15 protein-coding genes are annotated in these 15,821 nt (G+C 46.6%); 9 read left to right on the top strand and 6 right to left on the bottom strand.

Annotated elements, in window-relative coordinates:
• Positions 1-5 precede the first annotated feature (5 nt).
• Genes AAV35_RS08775 through AAV35_RS08755 form a run of 5 tightly spaced genes read left to right on the top strand, consistent with a single transcriptional unit; the run spans position 6 to position 4,712 of the window.
• Positions 6-974: an ABC transporter ATP-binding protein gene (locus AAV35_RS08775; protein WP_040609364.1), complete on the top strand. Its 969-nt coding sequence runs from the start codon at positions 6-8 to the stop codon at positions 972-974.
• Positions 971-1,639, top strand: coding sequence for a TVP38/TMEM64 family protein (locus AAV35_RS08770; protein WP_008589862.1), 669 nt, complete (start codon positions 971-973; stop codon positions 1,637-1,639). The genes AAV35_RS08775 and AAV35_RS08770 overlap by 4 nt, the downstream gene beginning before the upstream one ends.
• Entirely contained in the window at positions 1,632-2,213 is a 582-nt protein-coding gene (locus AAV35_RS08765; RefSeq protein ID WP_008589860.1) for a CDP-alcohol phosphatidyltransferase family protein, read from the top strand. Before AAV35_RS08770 ends, AAV35_RS08765 begins: the two co-directional genes overlap by 8 nt.
• Positions 2,214-2,244: 31 nt before the next feature.
• Entirely contained in the window at positions 2,245-3,642 is a 1,398-nt protein-coding gene (locus AAV35_RS08760) for a dihydrolipoyl dehydrogenase family protein (RefSeq protein WP_008589858.1), read from the top strand.
• Complete coding sequence (locus AAV35_RS08755) at positions 3,639-4,712, top strand: FAD-dependent oxidoreductase (protein WP_008589857.1); 1,074 nt, start codon at positions 3,639-3,641, stop codon at positions 4,710-4,712. Before AAV35_RS08760 ends, AAV35_RS08755 begins: the two co-directional genes overlap by 4 nt.
• A gap of 44 nt (positions 4,713-4,756) precedes the next feature.
• Here the strand turns inward: AAV35_RS08755 and AAV35_RS08750 are convergent, their stop codons facing one another.
• Positions 4,757-4,993, bottom strand: a complete 237-nt coding sequence (locus tag AAV35_RS08750; protein WP_008589855.1) for a YkvS family protein — start codon at positions 4,991-4,993, stop codon at positions 4,757-4,759.
• Positions 4,994-5,059: 66 nt separating this feature from the next.
• Entirely contained in the window at positions 5,060-5,944 is an 885-nt protein-coding gene (locus AAV35_RS08745) for an alpha/beta hydrolase (protein WP_008589853.1), read from the bottom strand.
• Between the two features lie 123 nt (positions 5,945-6,067).
• On the opposite strand from AAV35_RS08745, the gene AAV35_RS08740 reads away from it, so the two are divergent.
• The 4 genes from AAV35_RS08740 (at position 6,068) to AAV35_RS08730 (ending at position 9,959) form a co-directional block, all read left to right on the top strand.
• Positions 6,068-7,111 carry a glycosyltransferase gene (locus AAV35_RS08740; RefSeq protein ID WP_008589850.1) on the top strand — a complete coding sequence of 348 codons (1,044 nt, stop codon included), beginning with the start codon at positions 6,068-6,070 and terminating at the stop codon, positions 7,109-7,111.
• A gap of 74 nt (positions 7,112-7,185) precedes the next feature.
• Positions 7,186-7,362 (top strand): hypothetical protein, encoded by a 177-nt coding sequence (locus tag AAV35_RS14375; RefSeq protein WP_156330872.1) that lies wholly within the window; start codon positions 7,186-7,188, stop codon positions 7,360-7,362.
• 43 nt (positions 7,363-7,405) lie between these two features.
• Positions 7,406-7,588: a hypothetical protein gene (locus AAV35_RS08735; RefSeq protein ID WP_008589849.1), complete on the top strand. Its 183-nt coding sequence runs from the start codon at positions 7,406-7,408 to the stop codon at positions 7,586-7,588.
• A 250-nt stretch (positions 7,589-7,838) separates the two neighbouring features.
• Positions 7,839-9,959 carry a peptidoglycan D,D-transpeptidase FtsI family protein gene (locus AAV35_RS08730; RefSeq protein WP_008589847.1) on the top strand — a complete coding sequence of 707 codons (2,121 nt, stop codon included), beginning with the start codon at positions 7,839-7,841 and terminating at the stop codon, positions 9,957-9,959.
• A gap of 250 nt (positions 9,960-10,209) precedes the next feature.
• On the opposite strand, the gene AAV35_RS08725 is transcribed toward AAV35_RS08730, so the two are convergent.
• From AAV35_RS08725 to AAV35_RS08710, 4 genes are all read right to left on the bottom strand, one after another.
• Entirely contained in the window at positions 10,210-11,565 is a 1,356-nt protein-coding gene (locus AAV35_RS08725; RefSeq protein WP_065757338.1) for an IS1182 family transposase, read from the bottom strand.
• A 266-nt stretch (positions 11,566-11,831) separates the two neighbouring features.
• Positions 11,832-14,414: a YfhO family protein gene (locus tag AAV35_RS08720; RefSeq protein ID WP_008592442.1), complete on the bottom strand. Its 2,583-nt coding sequence runs from the start codon at positions 14,412-14,414 to the stop codon at positions 11,832-11,834.
• Positions 14,415-14,427: 13 nt separating this feature from the next.
• Complete coding sequence (locus tag AAV35_RS08715; RefSeq protein WP_008592438.1) at positions 14,428-14,802, bottom strand: GtrA family protein; 375 nt, start codon at positions 14,800-14,802, stop codon at positions 14,428-14,430.
• The gene (locus AAV35_RS08710; RefSeq protein ID WP_008592436.1) at positions 14,786-15,739 is read right to left on the bottom strand and encodes a glycosyltransferase family 2 protein; all 954 of its coding nucleotides are present in this window, start codon (positions 15,737-15,739) and stop codon (positions 14,786-14,788) included. Before AAV35_RS08710 ends, AAV35_RS08715 begins: the two co-directional genes overlap by 17 nt.
• Positions 15,740-15,821 lie beyond the last annotated feature (82 nt).

Below are 15,821 nucleotides of genomic sequence, written 5' to 3'. Positions count from 1 at the left end.
ATAAAATGATAGAAGTACGTGATGCAACGAAACATTTCGGTGTCGGAGAAGTTCTGAAAGACGTTTCGTTTTCAGTGAACGAAGGAGAGATATTCAGTGTCGTAGGACCTTCCGGAGGAGGGAAGACCACTCTACTCCGCTGTCTCGCGGGTCTGGAAACTTTTTCTGCCGGAGAGATGTCCATTGACGGAGACGATATGACTCATAAGAAAGCGAACGAACGGCCGGTCAGTCTCGTTTTTCAGGAGCCTCTTCTTTTTCCTCATATGACAATAAGGGAAAACGTAGGTTACGGACTTAAATTTCTGGATATAAGCAAAAAAGAAAAAAGTAAGCGCATCGATGATTTTCTTAGTATCGCGGGACTTCCCGAATATGAAAATAGATATCCACGTGAGCTCTCCGGAGGTCAGAAGCAGCGGGTCGCCCTGGCCAGAGGTCTTATTCTATCTCCTAAACTGCTACTTCTTGACGAACCGTTTTCGAGTCTCGATCGGAAATTGCGGGAAGAAATGAGGCGATGGGTGAGAAGGTTGTTGAAAGAAAAAAACATTACAGCCGTATTTGTCACACACGACCAGGACGATGCGATGCAGGTAGGGGACGTCATCGGGGTTTTTCGGGAGGGGACGTTCGAACAGATCGGCTCTCCCGAAAAAGTGTATGAAAACCCGCAAACTTCTGAAGTAGCCAGATTCTTCGGTGATGCATGGGTCATTGACGAAATGAGATTCATCCCGAAGCGGAACCTCAGCATTGAGCGCATAGAAATAGAGGAGAAAGTTCAGTGGAGAGGGGTCATCGAAGGTGTACGCTTTGTAAAAGGGTACCGTTTCATGGAAGTTCTCCTCGATGATGAGGAGGAACATATTATGTTTCCTGCTCCTGAGGATTTCCATACAGGAGAGAACGTATATGTAAGTACAGACGCCTCAAATATCCGAACGTTCCAGCAGAACCGGGAGAAAAGATGAAGCGGAAATTACGCACGGCCGTTGTGGTGTTGCTTTTCGTCTGTTTATTTTTGTGGGTGAACAGTCGCTGGCAAATAGGGCCTTCGGAGATTAAGGAATTCGTTATTTCTTTTGGGTGGGCTGCTCCTTTTTTGTTCATTCTTCTTTATATTTTGACTCCCTTCGTTTTCTTTCCCGCTTCCATACTCTCGCTCAGTGCAGGGATCACTTACGGGGTATGGCCGGGTGTGCTGTTTATCTGGTTGGGGGCAACGGGAGCAGCTGCTGCCGGGTATCTTGTCGGGAAGGTCCTTGGTGAGAGACTGGCCAGTCTCAGACATATTGAATTGACGGCACGTCTTCAGATTATCGTCAGAAAACAGGGGTTTTTATTCGTGCTTGTTCTGAGACTTGTCCCTTTGATAGGGTTCGGAATGCTGAGTTATCTGTCGGGGTGGTTCAACATTCGTTTTCGTTCTTATTTGAGTGCGACAATGATAGGAATCATCCCGGGGACGTTTATGTATGTTACAGTCGGCGCAAGTCTTCTGAGCGGGGATCCTGTGCTGATGGGTATGGTGGCAGGCAGTGCTCTCATTTTAATGATCGTTATATATTTTTTAAGAAACAAAGTACGGCGCTGGGCAGGTTTGCCCGACGGGAAAGAGAGGGACGAAGATGCTTGATACTCACGCAAGGAAGTACGCAGAACCTTTCATTGAGCATTCAGCCGACTGGTTCCTGAGAAAAGGAAGAACGGCTGATCAAATAACCGTCCTTGCCTTCCTTACAGGTATAGGTGCTGCTGTCTGGTACATAGCCGGTGCCCCGTGGGCAGCAGTGCTGTTTTTATGGCTTTCGGGTTTTCTGGATGCCGTCGATGGCACAATGGCACGGCGGACATCGACTTCCCCTTTTGGAACGGTGCTGGATGTAACATTCGACCGTATTGTTGAAATAGGAATCATTCTGGCTATCGCTTATGTGCACCCGGAAGTGCTGTGGCCGCTCCTGCTTCTCAGTGTCTCCATCATTTTTTCCATGACGGTGTTTCTCACAGTCGGGACTGTGTCGGAAAAGCAGGGGATGAAGTCGTTTTATTATCAGGCAGGGGTAGCGGAGCGAACGGAAGGATTCGTGTTGTTCAGCCTTATGATTCTTCTGCCGCAGTGGATTTTATTTATTACACTTCTCTACTTTGCAGTGGAGACCTTTACTGGAATGCAGCGTCTCTTCGAAGCAAAAAGAATATTGCGGTAGCAGAAAAATTTAAAGGAAGGAGGGGATATCTATGTATGACATTATAATTATCGGTGGTGGCGCAGGCGGTCTTACTGTGGCCTCAGGAGCAGCCTCTCTTGGTGCAAAAACGGCTCTTATCGAGAAAAGAGAATCACTCGGCGGTGACTGTCTGCACTATGGCTGTGTGCCCTCCAAAGCTCTGATAGAAGCAGCGAACGAAATTCATACAGCACGTAATAGTTCCTATGCGGGAATTGATGCTTCGGGAGAAGTGGATCTTGGAAAAATAATGGAGAGAGTGAATCGCTCTGTGGAGACGATTCAGGAATCGGACAGCAAAGAACGGTTCGAGACGATGGGGGTGGATGTTTACAAAGGAGCACCCGAATTCCTCGGAGACAGGAAACTTAAAGTGGAGGGTGATATCCTGGAAGCCAAAAAAATCGTTATTGCTACAGGTTCTTCAGTCAACAAACCTCCTATAGAAGGCCTGGATGCCGCAGATTACTGGACGAATGAAACAGTATTCCAGCAGACCGAACTACCTCGTTCCCTGACTTTCATAGGTGCCGGTCCCGTCGGTCTTGAAATCGCTCAGGCTTTTGCACGTCTCGGTTGTGACGTTACTGTGCTGGAAGGTGGAAACACCATTTTGAAAAAGGAGGATCCTTCCATAAGAGATAAAGCTATGGAGATTCTTTCCCGGGAAATAACGTTTATTACGGAAGCGCGTGTAGAAAAGGTGAGCGACGGCGGAAAGAAAGTCTATTACACGAAAAACGGAAAAGAACAGTCACTGGAGACAGATAAACTCTTCCTCGCTGCAGGCAGAAAGCCGAATACGGAAGGGATGAATTTGACGGAGACCGGAGTGGTTCTCGACGATAAGGGGTTTGTTCACGTGGATGACACGATGAGGACCGCGAACCCCCACGTGTTTGCTATCGGTGATGTAACCGGCCATATGCCTTTTACACACGTAGCCGGCGAACATGGAAAGCTGGTGGTGCAGAACGCTCTTTATTCTTTGAAAAGGAAAATGTCTTACGAAACGATTCCCTGGAATACGTACACGACCCCGGAAATTTTCCATCTGGGTAAAACCAGGGAAGAAGTGGAGGAAGCATATGTATACGAAACCCGTCTCAATGAAGTGGACCGGTTTGTAGCGGAGCATGCGACCGAAGGGTTCGTAAAAATTATAACTGATCGGAAGGGGAAAATTATCGGAGCCCACGCCATCGGTAAGGGAGCCGGAGACTGGATGCAGCCGGTCGTCGCCGTCATGAACAGAGGGGGACACATCAAAGAGCTCTCCGACATGGTTTACCCGTATCCGAACCACCCGGCCGCTCTGGAGGCCGTCTCTGGTCAATACTGGAGACTAAAGTTATTTTCGGGCATAGCCCCCGTACTGTCCCGCAGGTATCTGAAGTGGTTCCTATGAAGAAGCTGCTGCTTATCGGAGGAGGCCACGCCCACGTATATATTCTAAAGGCACTTCAAAAAGAGAACCCCGGTTTCGAGGTGACGATGATTTCCCCTTCCGAGCATCAATACTACTCGGGAATGTTTTCCGGTTATACGGAAGGGATCTATCCAGCTTCAGAAATCACAATCAACCTCGAGGAATTATCTATCAAAGCCGGTGCTTCCTTTATAAAAGGAAAGGTAGCAGAGGTGGATCCTGTGAAAAAGGAAGTCGTTCTCGACGAGTGCGGCTATCCATTTGATCTCATTTCTTTCGATGTCGGTTCCCGGGTAAAACAGATACCGGAACCTACAGAAAAAGTGTATTCGGTAAAACCGAACTACGTGTTTACTGAAAATATTGATGAACTGAAGGGTTCTCCTGCACCTGTAGTGGTCGGGGGAGGCGCAGCAGGGGTGGAGCTCTCACTCTCCATGCTCGCATGGAGAAAAAATCATCAGCCACATCAGCGGGTCACACTTATCGACTCCGGAAATCTGCTGGAGGAATTCGGTTCGAAAACGTCCCGGCGGACAGAAAAGCTGGCCCGGAGAAAAGGGCTTTCCATCATTACGGGGGAGCGTGTGGAAGGAATAGAAAGAGAGTTTCTCCGGACGGACAGCGGACGTCACGTCCATCATTCGGGTGTGCTGTGGCTTTCAGGGGCAGAAGCACCTCCTTTGTTTGAACAATCGAATTTGAAGGTGGACGCGAAAGGATTTCTTTTCGTGGATAAATATTTAAAAAACCCCGAATACCCTTACATTTACGGAGCCGGGGACTGCGTTACTATAGAAGAGGAAGAAGTTCCGAAAAACGGGGTGTTTGCGATAAAAGAAGCTCCTGTATTGTGGGAGAACCTCAAACGTCATGCCGGAAACGAAGAACTTCTTGCTTTTCGACCGCCGAAAAAGTATATGGCAATCCTGTCTACTGGAAATCGTCAGGGTCTGCTGACCTATGGCAATGTGATGATACACGGGAAGTGGTGCTTTACACTGAAACATTTCATTGATTCCCGATTTATGAAAAAATACAACACGTAAAAACTCTGCTCCACTTTGGTTATAAGTGGAGCAGAGTTTTTTAGTCAGGTCTGATTTTCCCGACTTAGTATTGTATATTTCCTATGGTTGATACAAGTAAGGTGAGAATCCACATCTCTGTCAGGTAGTTCCTCCATGATACTGAGGTCGACGACGACAGAATTTGTACATCCGGAAGGGATTACTTTACCCTTCCAGGTTTCATTGCCCCGTTCAAATGCGACAATATCCCCCGGAACGGCTTTATCTATTTCTTCTATTGGTAAATCCTGTTTCTGCACAAATGTCCCCCTGCCTTCCTACATATGATTACAGTCAGTATACCACGGATTTTGGAATATTAAACGTCAGCGGGTGCCATAAAAGGCGAGGGCAAGCCTGTTTTCAATGAGAGACCAGGCTTCTTCGGCCTTTTGTTCCGGACCGAGATGCGTAAAAGCATGATAGCAATCTTCGAACTCATGCAGATTTACCATAACCCCGGCCTGAGATAAATTGGTGGCGTATCTTTTTCCTTCAGGGTTGAAAGCATCATATTCAGGAATAAGAATAAGCGCCGGAGGGAGGCCTTCAAGATTACGGGCGTACACGGGTGAAGCGAGAGGGTTTCCCATTTCTCCGGGATCCGGAATGTAGGATTCGTTCAGAAAATGAGCAGCCTGCGGAAATTTGGCGCGGTTCTTATCCGGTTCCGGTTTGTCCGCATGGGACGTGACGAAATCGAGCATCGGATAGGCGAGCATCTGCAGCACCGGTTGTTCCTCTTCCTTTTCTTTCAGATAGAGACATAGAGCTGCTGCGAGGTTACCGCCCGAACTCTGTCCTCCTACCGCAAATCGATCGGCATCCAGAAACAAGGAAGGGGCATATCTCTTTAGCCAGTGCCAGATCTCATAAATTTGTTCGAGTGGTAATGGAAAAGGGTGTTCCGGAGCTTTCGGATAGTTGATGTTCACGACAGCACAGTGGGAATGGTTGGCTATATGCCGGCAATAGGCGTCATCCATGTCTTTGTCGCTCATGATGAATGCACCGCCGTGCAGGTTTATGTACACAGGAAGCGGGTCGTACTCATGTATGGCCGGATAGTAGATAGAGATCTCCGAGGCTGTTATTTCAGTATCGATGAGAAAATCTTTGCGGTCACCGACTTCTTCAGAGGGTACCATCGTCTGTTTTCTTTCTTTGTTCGGAAAAAGTCGCATAGTCGTGGCTACGGCTTTCTTCATCATCTTCATCCCGCCTTTTTTGTCTGTATTCTTTTTACCTTACCCTGATTTCTTCAGTCGTAAGCATATATACATCAATTAAAGGGAAGGAGAAAGGTAAGATTGCATCGGAACAGGAGGGTGTTTATGTTTTGGATGATTGCAGCAATGCTCACGACAGCGGGACTGTTCAGACACCGGGTCTCTTTTCCTGAACGTCAGAAACAGGGGAAGAAGAATTTCACTGCTATAATACCTGCCCGGGATGAGGAACATAACCTGAAAAGATTATTGCCGACTCTGCCGGATCAGGGAGAAGTGATAGTAGTTGATGACGGATCGACGGATAATACGTCATTGATTGCCGAACAGTCGGGTGCGAAGGTTATACGCGCTCCTGAACTCCCTGAAGGCTGGATGGGCAAATCATGGGCCTGTCATAACGGTGCAAAGGAAGCTTCAGGTGACACGCTGATCTTTCTTGATGCTGATACGTGGCTCGAGAAGGGAGGGATGGAGAAAATTACGGGATTTGTGGAAGAGAAGCAGGCGTTGCTTACCGTTCACCCCTATCACGTAATGAAGTCCTTCCCCGAGAAACTCTCGGCCGTTTTTCATTCCGTAGTCTATGCTTCTACAGGAATTACAAAAATCGGGCGCAGAAAGACAGGAGTGCAGGGCGGGTTCGGTCCCTGCCTTGCGCTCCCGGCCGCCATGTATCATCAGCTGGGAGGGCATGAGGCAATAAAAGGGGAGGTCACCGAGCATCTCGCTTTTTCACGGAGAGCCAAAAGACTGGGGGCTCCGGTTCACGCTTATAGTGGAAAAGGGGTTCTGTCAATGCGTATGTATCAGGCAGATATGAAAGAAGTGGCAGCCGGATGGTCCAAAAGCTTCGCTTCAGGGGCAGCTTCCGCTTCTTTACGGATGACAGTGTGGAACGCTGTGTGGATTTCTTCTGTCGTTTCTTTCCTTACAAGAATGAAAAAAACAGGACCTGTTTCTGTAATCGGCTATTCCTTTGTGACAGGATGGATGTACCGTTTCTGGAGGGATATTGGGAACTTCCGTTTTCGGGATGCTCTGATTTTTCCGGTTCATTTCCTGTTTTTCATCAGTCTGTTTACCTGCTCGGTCATACGCACGTTTTTCCTTCGCAGCTCCACCTGGAAAGGAAGAGTAATAAGTTGAGCCGGAAACAGGCGTTGAAACTTTTTAAGTTACTCTTCGTATGTATTTCTTAAAGTGGGAAAGGCGGAGTTCATATGACAAACACAGAAAGACTTGTTGAGAAGATGAGAAGGTTCATTCGTGCCTCCGGCCGTTTCTTTGCCGAGCTCGTATTGTCGATTCCGGAGCTGATTCTCGTCTTTATCCGGGGGATGGTACTAACAGGGAAATGGCTGATTCAAGGGGTCCGGTACTTATTGGAAGCATTATAAAAAGGTGCGTCTCGAACCGGGAAATGAAGGAGGGAAAAAAATTATGGAAGGAAAGAAGTTTTATATGTGGATTGGAGTGATCGCCTACATATCCTGGCCACTCTATTTTCTGATGGATCAGTCAGGGCACTATAATCGTGCAGATGTTGTTGAAGCTATGGGTCTTGCGACGTCTATGCTTCTGGTCTATGCAGTGACATTATTCGTATACTTCAGGAAAACGTAGCTTTATTTAACAGGCAGTGGGAAGGAACTGACTATTCCTTGGCACTGCCTGTTTTTTTGTTTGAACAGTGATCGGGACAGAAGAAATAAAGGGAATCGGGAAGAAAAATGTCGGCTTCCGTGATAAAATGAAGGACAGATAGATATGTTGTGAATACTATAGACGACAGAAGCCGGAAAGTGCTTCTGCCGGCTCCTCTGTACTATGCAAGTACGGAAAAAGACTTTCATGGAAAGAAGGAAATATATACGTGAGTAAAAAAGAGAAAAAGCATTTATCATTCCGTCTGAACATTATATTTCTAGTTGTCTTTATACTGTTTGCCGTTCTCATCCTGCAGCTCGGTGTTATACAGATTCTCAGTGGGGAGTCGGCACAGGATCAGATCGATCGCACGGAAAACGTAACCACCAATACCCCGGTGCCACGAGGGGAGATGTACGACAGAAACGGGGAAATTGTAGTCGAGAACGATTCCAAATATTCGATTACATATACTCCGCCAAAAGGGGTTCAGGGAGAGGACAAACTGAAACTGGCAAAAAAATTAAGCGAATATATCGAGCTTGATACTAAAGGAATTCGTCTCAGAGATAAAAAAGAATATTTTTTCCTGAAAAATCCGGACGTGGTTAAAGAGCGGATAGAGGACAAGGATATGGAAAATCTCGACTCGGGTGAGGTATATCAGGCTCAGCTGGCAGCCGTCACGGAAGAGGATGTGGATGGTTATAAGGGGGAAACCCTGCAGGTGATAGCCATCAATAAAGAACTGAATAAAGCGTATGCCCTCGCACCACATGTCGTGAAAGATGAAAACATATCAGAAAAAGAATACTCCCGGGTGGCAGAGCATCTCCCGTCACTCCCGGGTATCAACGTGGCTTCGGACTGGGAACGCCGTTACCCGAACGGGGAAGTGTTCAAAAGCTACCTTGGAAACATTTCCACCCGTGAACAGGGTGTCCCCCGCGAAAAACTGGAAAAATTCCTCGCTCTCGGGTACAGCCGTAATGACCGCGTAGGTACAAGCGGACTTGAACAGCAGTATGAAGAAGTACTGCGGGGAGTGAAAGAAAAAGTAAGACATACGACGGACCGGAATAATAATGTCGTAGATACCGAAGTGATCCGCGAAGGAAAGAGCGGGAAAGATCTTGTGCTTTCTATCGATATGGAATACCAGAAGCGTGTAAATGAAATCGTGAAAGAAGAGCTTGCGAAAGCTGTACCAGGTAATTCTTATCTGGAAAATGCCGTAGCTGTAGTATCGAAACCGGACACAGGGGAGATTTTAGCGGTTTCGGGCCAGTCCGTTAATAAAAACCCTTCCGGAGACGAAGAGAAATTCACGGATTCTTCCCATCAGGGCGTCTATAATGCTTATCTTCCCGGTTCAGTAGTGAAGGGAGCCACAGTGCTTACAGGTCTCGAAGAAGGCGTCATCGATCCGGGCACGACGATCCGGGACCGGCCGCTCGAATTCCCTGATTCCGAAGATATGGGCTCGTACTCAAAACTCGGTAACGTGAATGATCTTGAGGCTCTGCAGCGTTCATCCAACGTCTATATGTATAACATCGCTATGCGCCTTGGAGACTATTACTATAAGCCGAACCAGCCGTTAAGGATGGATGAGGAGAAAGCGAACCGGCTGATCCGATACAATTTCCATCAGTTCGGACTCGGTGTTCCTACCGGCATAGATTTTCCTTATGAAGCGACGGGTCTTGAAGGCAGCGATCCTACAGGGTCGGATGTAATGCGTTCAGCGATCGGACAGTACAGCAGTTATACTGCGATGCAGTTGAATCAGTATGTCTCTACAATAGCTAACGGAGGATACCGCATGCAGCCGCGTTTCGTCACTTCCATCCACGAACCGGCAAGCTCCGGTAAAGAACTCGGGGATATCTACAAAGATTTCTCGCCAAATGTAAAAAACAGTCTCCACATGGATGAGGAGTACATTGAAAGAGTCCAGAAAGGGTTCAAAATGGTTACGCAGACTCCCGGAGGTACCGCTTCGAGCGTTTTTAACAGCGACCGTTACAGACAGTATGACATCTCCGGTAAGACGGGTACTGCGGAGACAGACAAGTACCTGGAAAATTCCTCCGGGGACGGCACCCGCCGGGTGGAACTTACGAACAAAGCCTTCGTAGGGTACGCTCCCTCCGAGAATCCGGAAATCGCTTTTTCGGTCATCGTACCTAACCTTGATTCCGGGGCAGATGTATCCCCGAACTATCACATCGGTGCCCGCGTGGCCGAAGCGTATTTTCAGCTCAAGGAGGAACGGGCCGAGAAGAAAGAAAAGAAGGAGAAAGAACAGAAAGATGAGTCCAATGATAATATTGAGAACGAATGAACTATCTCAGGCAACTGTGTCGACACGAAGAAAAACCGGACCTCCAGTCCGGTCAGCTTGTAGAGAAACCCCGTGTTTTTCTGCAAGCTTTTTTTGTGCAGTTCGTGCGGGCGAATACCACTCGCTTTCCGCGGACGAACGCCCGAGCCTCCCTCGTGAAAACCCACACTGCGGGGTCTCGGGTCGCCCGTTTTTCCGCAGGAGTCTCCTGGTATTCGCCCTCCCCTCACCGAAAAAGACTCTCCTTCACCTATCTCACCCTGGATAGGTGGAGGGCAATCTTTTTCATGTTTTGGCAGGCCGCCGTCAGTAACGCTTGTTCGCGTACATTCTCTTTTCCGCGCAAGCGACAATAACGCAGCCCGTGCAGTTCTTTTGAATCTGCGAAGCTACGTTCAACTTTCTCTTTTCTCATGCGATAGATCCACTTGCCTTCATTAGAAAGCCGGTTCAACCGAACCTTCTCCTTCGAGCTTTCCCATACATGGCGAGTGATTGTTTTTTGATACTTCTTATTTTGGGTACACTTCGCTAGAAGAGGGCAATCTGCACAATTTTCAGGGTTTGATTTGTAATGCCGATACCCCTCACGATCGGTGGTCGAATAGCTTAAAACTTCACCCTGGGGGCACACATATTCATCCCGCTCTTCATCATATGCATATTTCCATTTCGGAAGAAGCCCTTTCTTTGACTGGTACCTTCGATGAGCAATAACTCCAAATATTCCTCTTTCCATTATAAGCCCATGACATATAGGGTTCGTCAGATAGCCGGCATCTAGACCTACAGCTTCCACCTCAAAGCCAAATCGTTCGATTTGGCGATCCAAACGTTGTAAGTAAGGTCTGGAATCATGAATATTTCCTGGCGTTACATGAACATCAGTAATGATGTTATGCTTTAAATCTGTGGTACGGTGATCAAGATAAAAGAAGCCTTCCGGCTTATTCTCCCGGTAAAGATAACCACTCTCGCTATCCGTGTCGCTAACCTTAATTTCCTTTGTCTTTTTTACCCCCTCCTTTTCCTTCAGAGGCTTTTTTTCATGATCTTCACGATCTTTTCTTACGGCTTCTTCCAAATCTTCGAGGTAGTCTACCGTTTCTACTTCAACTTCTTGTTTTGAGAATTTCTTCTTATTAGCGTTGGCTTTCAAGTGCGTGGAATCTGTGAATAATACACGGCCGGAGACCATACGGTGGTTCATCGCTTGGAGCACGATTTCATCAAAAACTTCTTGAAAGATATCCGTGTCTTTGAAACGAGTGCGGCGGTTCCAACTAATAGTGGAATGATGGGGGACTTTGTCTGTAAGATTCAACCCTAAGAACCAACGATAAGCAACATTCGTTTGAATTTGTCGCTCCAATTCGCGTTCGGAACGAACGCCATAAATATAACCAATGAACATCATTTTGAATAAAACAAGAGGATCCAAAGAGGGACGGCCATTATCTTCTGAATAGTAAGGACGGACTTTTTCAGGAATGAAAGAAAAATCTATGTATTGGTCAATTTTGCGTAGGAGATGATCTTCAGGGACAAGCTCTTCAATGGTAACCATTTCGATTTCATTTTGTCGTTCAGTTTTAGATTGAAACATCCAATCACCTTTCGTTGATAAGTTACAGCTATTATAACAAATTAACGCGGTGATCTATTAAAAAAACAGAAAAAATAAAAGCTGCCGAGACTTTCTCGACAGCCTGACCGGACCTCCAGTCCGGTTTTTTATTTTTAGCGGTGAGCAGAAAGAATTACGTTCCGTTCTACTCGTATCTTTTTTTCCTTCCTTTCAGAGAAGCCGGATCAGATTGAAGGTAAGGAAAGAGTCGAAAAAACTCCCCGCTCAAACTATGCGGGGAGTTCTTATATCTTTCTCCTTCTTATGAGTAACCAGCCTATGCTTATTGCTGCAGAAACGATGGAAAGGATAATCAGCAGATTGAAGTAAGGGGGGCGATAAGTGAATTCAACCATCTCATCTCCCGGTTTGACAGCAGTCCCGGTCATGGCGTAATTGGCCTGGACGGTTTCTCTTTTTTCTCCGTCCACTTTTACGGCCCACCCTTCCTCGTAAGGGACGGGGATGGAAAGATAGCCTTTTTCTTCCATGTCCAGGGAGTCTATAGTAATATGGTTATCATCTATTTCGACATTCCCGACCTTCTCTTTTTCTGCAGCTTTTTCCAGTTTCTGATAATCTTCAGCGTATACTCCTATATCTTTAAGAGTATATTCTCCTTTGCGCATGCGGATCGATATTTCTTTTTCTTTTGGCACACGGATGGTGATATCGTTCACGCCCGTTTTGTAGATGGAGTCCTCCGATTTGCGAGAGGTCCGGAAGTCGTTCACATAAAGGGCGAACCACGGCGCTTCTTCATCGTTGTTAAGAAGATAAAAAGAAACGTAAACGTCTTCTGCATCGGAATTCATGACGGAATCCGGTAGAGTTAAATCGATACCGCCTTCTTTTTCCTTAACGTGGAGTGTGTCGTTGCTGTAAGTGGCCCCGGAGGCGGTGATTTCCGTACTCTCGATATAATTGTTACGGACAGGAGGGGAGGAGGCAGTGCTGTCTGCTCCCTCTATTACCATGCCATCGATCATCGCTGCTTCACGCGCAAGAGGGTGACTTTCCTCGAGATCCTCTTCACTGTAAATAGTACCGGAGGTCTGTACGAATGGAAGGCTGTTCGTGTTTTTGTAAATAATGTAGTTGTCGCTCTCGGAAGCAGGCTTGAATCCATAAGGAACGTTTTTTACACTATCTTTTTCGTACATAAAATAGTCACCCTGCCACAGACTGTGCAGGTTCGCCCGGTCCCCGAAGCCGGCATAGCGGCTCACGCTTTCTTTTTTCATATCAATTTCCAAATCATGATAATAGTAATTCAGTAAATTCCCGTTCAAAATGCTTGAATATGCACTCGTCCCGTAAAAATCCTGGATAAGCGGTGTGTTGTACCTGCCGTCTGCCATCCAGCTTATTCGGGAGAAACCGGCGTCTTTCATCGTCCTTTCAATCAATTCCCGCTGTTCTTTCCCTCTGTAGTCTTCGCTCGTAATATAATCTTTTGAGCTCTTGTACACTTCTCCGCCTGTGTATAGTTTGTCCCATTGATACATATTCATGGAAAGAAGCTGAAATGTAATCGTACCGATAATGAGAAAAAAGAACCCTTTTTTTCCATATCGGGTCGTTGCGAGAGCTGCAAGTACAGTAAACCCTGCCCACGTCAGGAAAAGAAGTGCCCATTCATCCGACCAGGCAAGCCCGTGATCCGTTAGGAGGAAGAGCACGTATAATACAACTGTAAATGCTCCACCTGTAAGAAGTTTCTTACCTTTGATGTGCCGTAGTTCGGGTAGGCCGCTGGCTATCGCCCCGCCGATTGCAAATGCGGCCAGATATTCATAGCGGTGCTGCGGAGCAGAGAGGCCGTTGAAGAAGCTGGCTGCATACGGAATGTAGTGAAGGACAATTATAATGAGACCCAATACCGCAAAGAACCGGAAATTTTTATTTTTATAAAGGGGCCTTAATACGAGCATTAGAACAAATAACGCAGGCACCATTAAATACAGGCTGTCATACAGAATGTTCGTAGTACTCTCAATCAGCGGTATTTCATCGGTATAGGGAGGACGCACGTTCTGAAGAAAACTCCTCACTGCCGGAACGAAACCTGCAGCGCCTATGCAGAATCCGAGTAACACAGCTATTATGTAGACTTTGATCTGGCTGAATTTCGGCATCTCCTTTTTACGAAGAGGAAGCAGCCATCTGAGAAGAATGTAAATGACTATAAAGAACCCGTTGATATAAGCGAAATAGAAATTGTCGAAAAAGGAGACAGCTGTCGCAGCGATCAGCCAGCCGGGCCGGTTTTCCCTGATGACTTTCTCGGCCCCCAGTATAAGCAGAGGGAGCCAGAGGAAAGCATCGCCGAAAAACTCCCAGTATGTGACGTGCTGAAAATACTTCGCGGCAGTGGCAAAAAAAACAGCTCCCACGAAGGAAGGAACCAGTTTGCTCGTGAAGTAACGAAATACAAAAGTGGTGGATATTATAACGAAGCTCATTCTGATTACACTTAAAAAGACCGCACTCTGAGCCCAGAACAAAACATCCGGTTCACTGATGACGGAAAATGTTTCCAAAAGGAATACAACAGCCACGGTTAAATAGAAGAAAAGATTCACGCTGAAATAATAAGCGAGCTGGCTGTATACATCTCCTCCCAGACCGAATTGATAGGAGTAGAAGAAATCCCCGCCGGTGAACTGTTCGTAAAGCATCTGTTTAAAAGGGACCATCTGTGACAGGCCGTCATTCGGTCCTACCATGTAGTGGCCTTCACTCCACTGATATAAAAAGAATCCGTGAGCCAGTGCCGAAATTACAAGACTGAAGGTTACTAACGTGATCAGCTGTTTTTTTGTCATGCTTACCTTTGACCTACCTTTTTAAAATTTTCCCGGTTATTACGAATGTGATCGGCACTGTAAAGAACACAGCAGCCAGAGGTGCGATGTTTCCATTCCAACCGAACAGGTCGACAAATACGAAAACAAGAAGTGAAGAGACCGACATGTTAACGAACTGAGTGAAAGGAAACAGTAAAAACTTTGAAATGGTCGGCTTTACTCCATATGTAAAATACACATTCAGGAAGAACGAAATTACCATACTGATGAAAAAAGCGAGTATGTGGGAGATTAAATAATAAAACTCCAGTACGTTATAGAATAGCAGATAAAATATATAGTAGTTCGCTGTATTCAGCCCGCCCACGAGAACGAAGCGGGTGAATTCATTATTCCATTTCTTCATAGGTCTCCCTTTCCGTGTTACTTTCCTTGACGAGATAGTGAGGACGTCTTTTCGTTTCCATATAGATTCTTCCGACATATTCCCCAATAACCCCGAGACTTATTAATTGTACTCCCCCGAGAAACAGGATGGAGGAGATAGTGGTGAAGTACCCGGGTACTTCCACCCCCCGTGAAAGGATGAGTCCGAACATGATCAGAATATAAACAAGGCTCAGACCCATGATGAAAAACCCTGCGTAAAATACGAGACGGAGAGGCCGCTGGTTAAAGGACAGCACTCCCTCTATACCGTATTCAAACAGGTCAACGAGGGACCAGGTGGAATTCCCTTCATCGCGCTGTACGTTATCGAATTTCACTACCTTTTTATCAAAACCGATCCAGGAAAACAACCCCTTGGAAAAACGGTTCCCTTCACTGAGGGCGAGAATGGCATCGACTGCCTGTCTGCCAAGCAGACGAAAATCTCCTTCGCCGTCGACCAGGTCCACCTGGGCCAGTTTATTGACCAGTTTATAGTAAAGGGAACTGAGAGAAGAACGTACTTTGGATTCTTTTACCCTGTTCCGCCTGGCGACGACCTGTTGAAAGCCTTCCTCAAATCCTTCCAGAAGTTCGGGGATAAGGGAAGGGGGGTGCTGAAGGTCGGCATCCATAATAATGACCGAACCTCCTTTAGCATGCTGAAGACCGGCAATAAGAGCAGGTTCTTTGCCGAAGTTACGGCTGAAGGAAAGGTATTTCACTTCCGGAAACTCTAATGCGAGCGTACGCACTCTCGCAAGTGTATCATCTTCACTGCCGTCATCGACGAATATTATTTCAAAATCATACCGAAGAGAACTAAATTCTTTTTTTAGTTCTTTGTGAATCCTGTTTATATTGTTTCCTTCGTTAAAAGCAGGAATGATAATTGAAACCGTTAATTCTTCCATGGTTACCCTCCGTCTGATGGCCTGATGCTATCCAGCTTCCCTGTCCCGGGAACTGTGAAACCCTGTTGTGAAAGGGAAATGA

Source organism: Salimicrobium jeotgali, assembly GCF_001685435.2.
Classification (GTDB): Bacteria; Bacillota; Bacilli; order Bacillales; family Halobacillaceae; genus Salimicrobium; species Salimicrobium album.
This window is presented reverse-complemented; position numbering and strand designations above follow the sequence as displayed.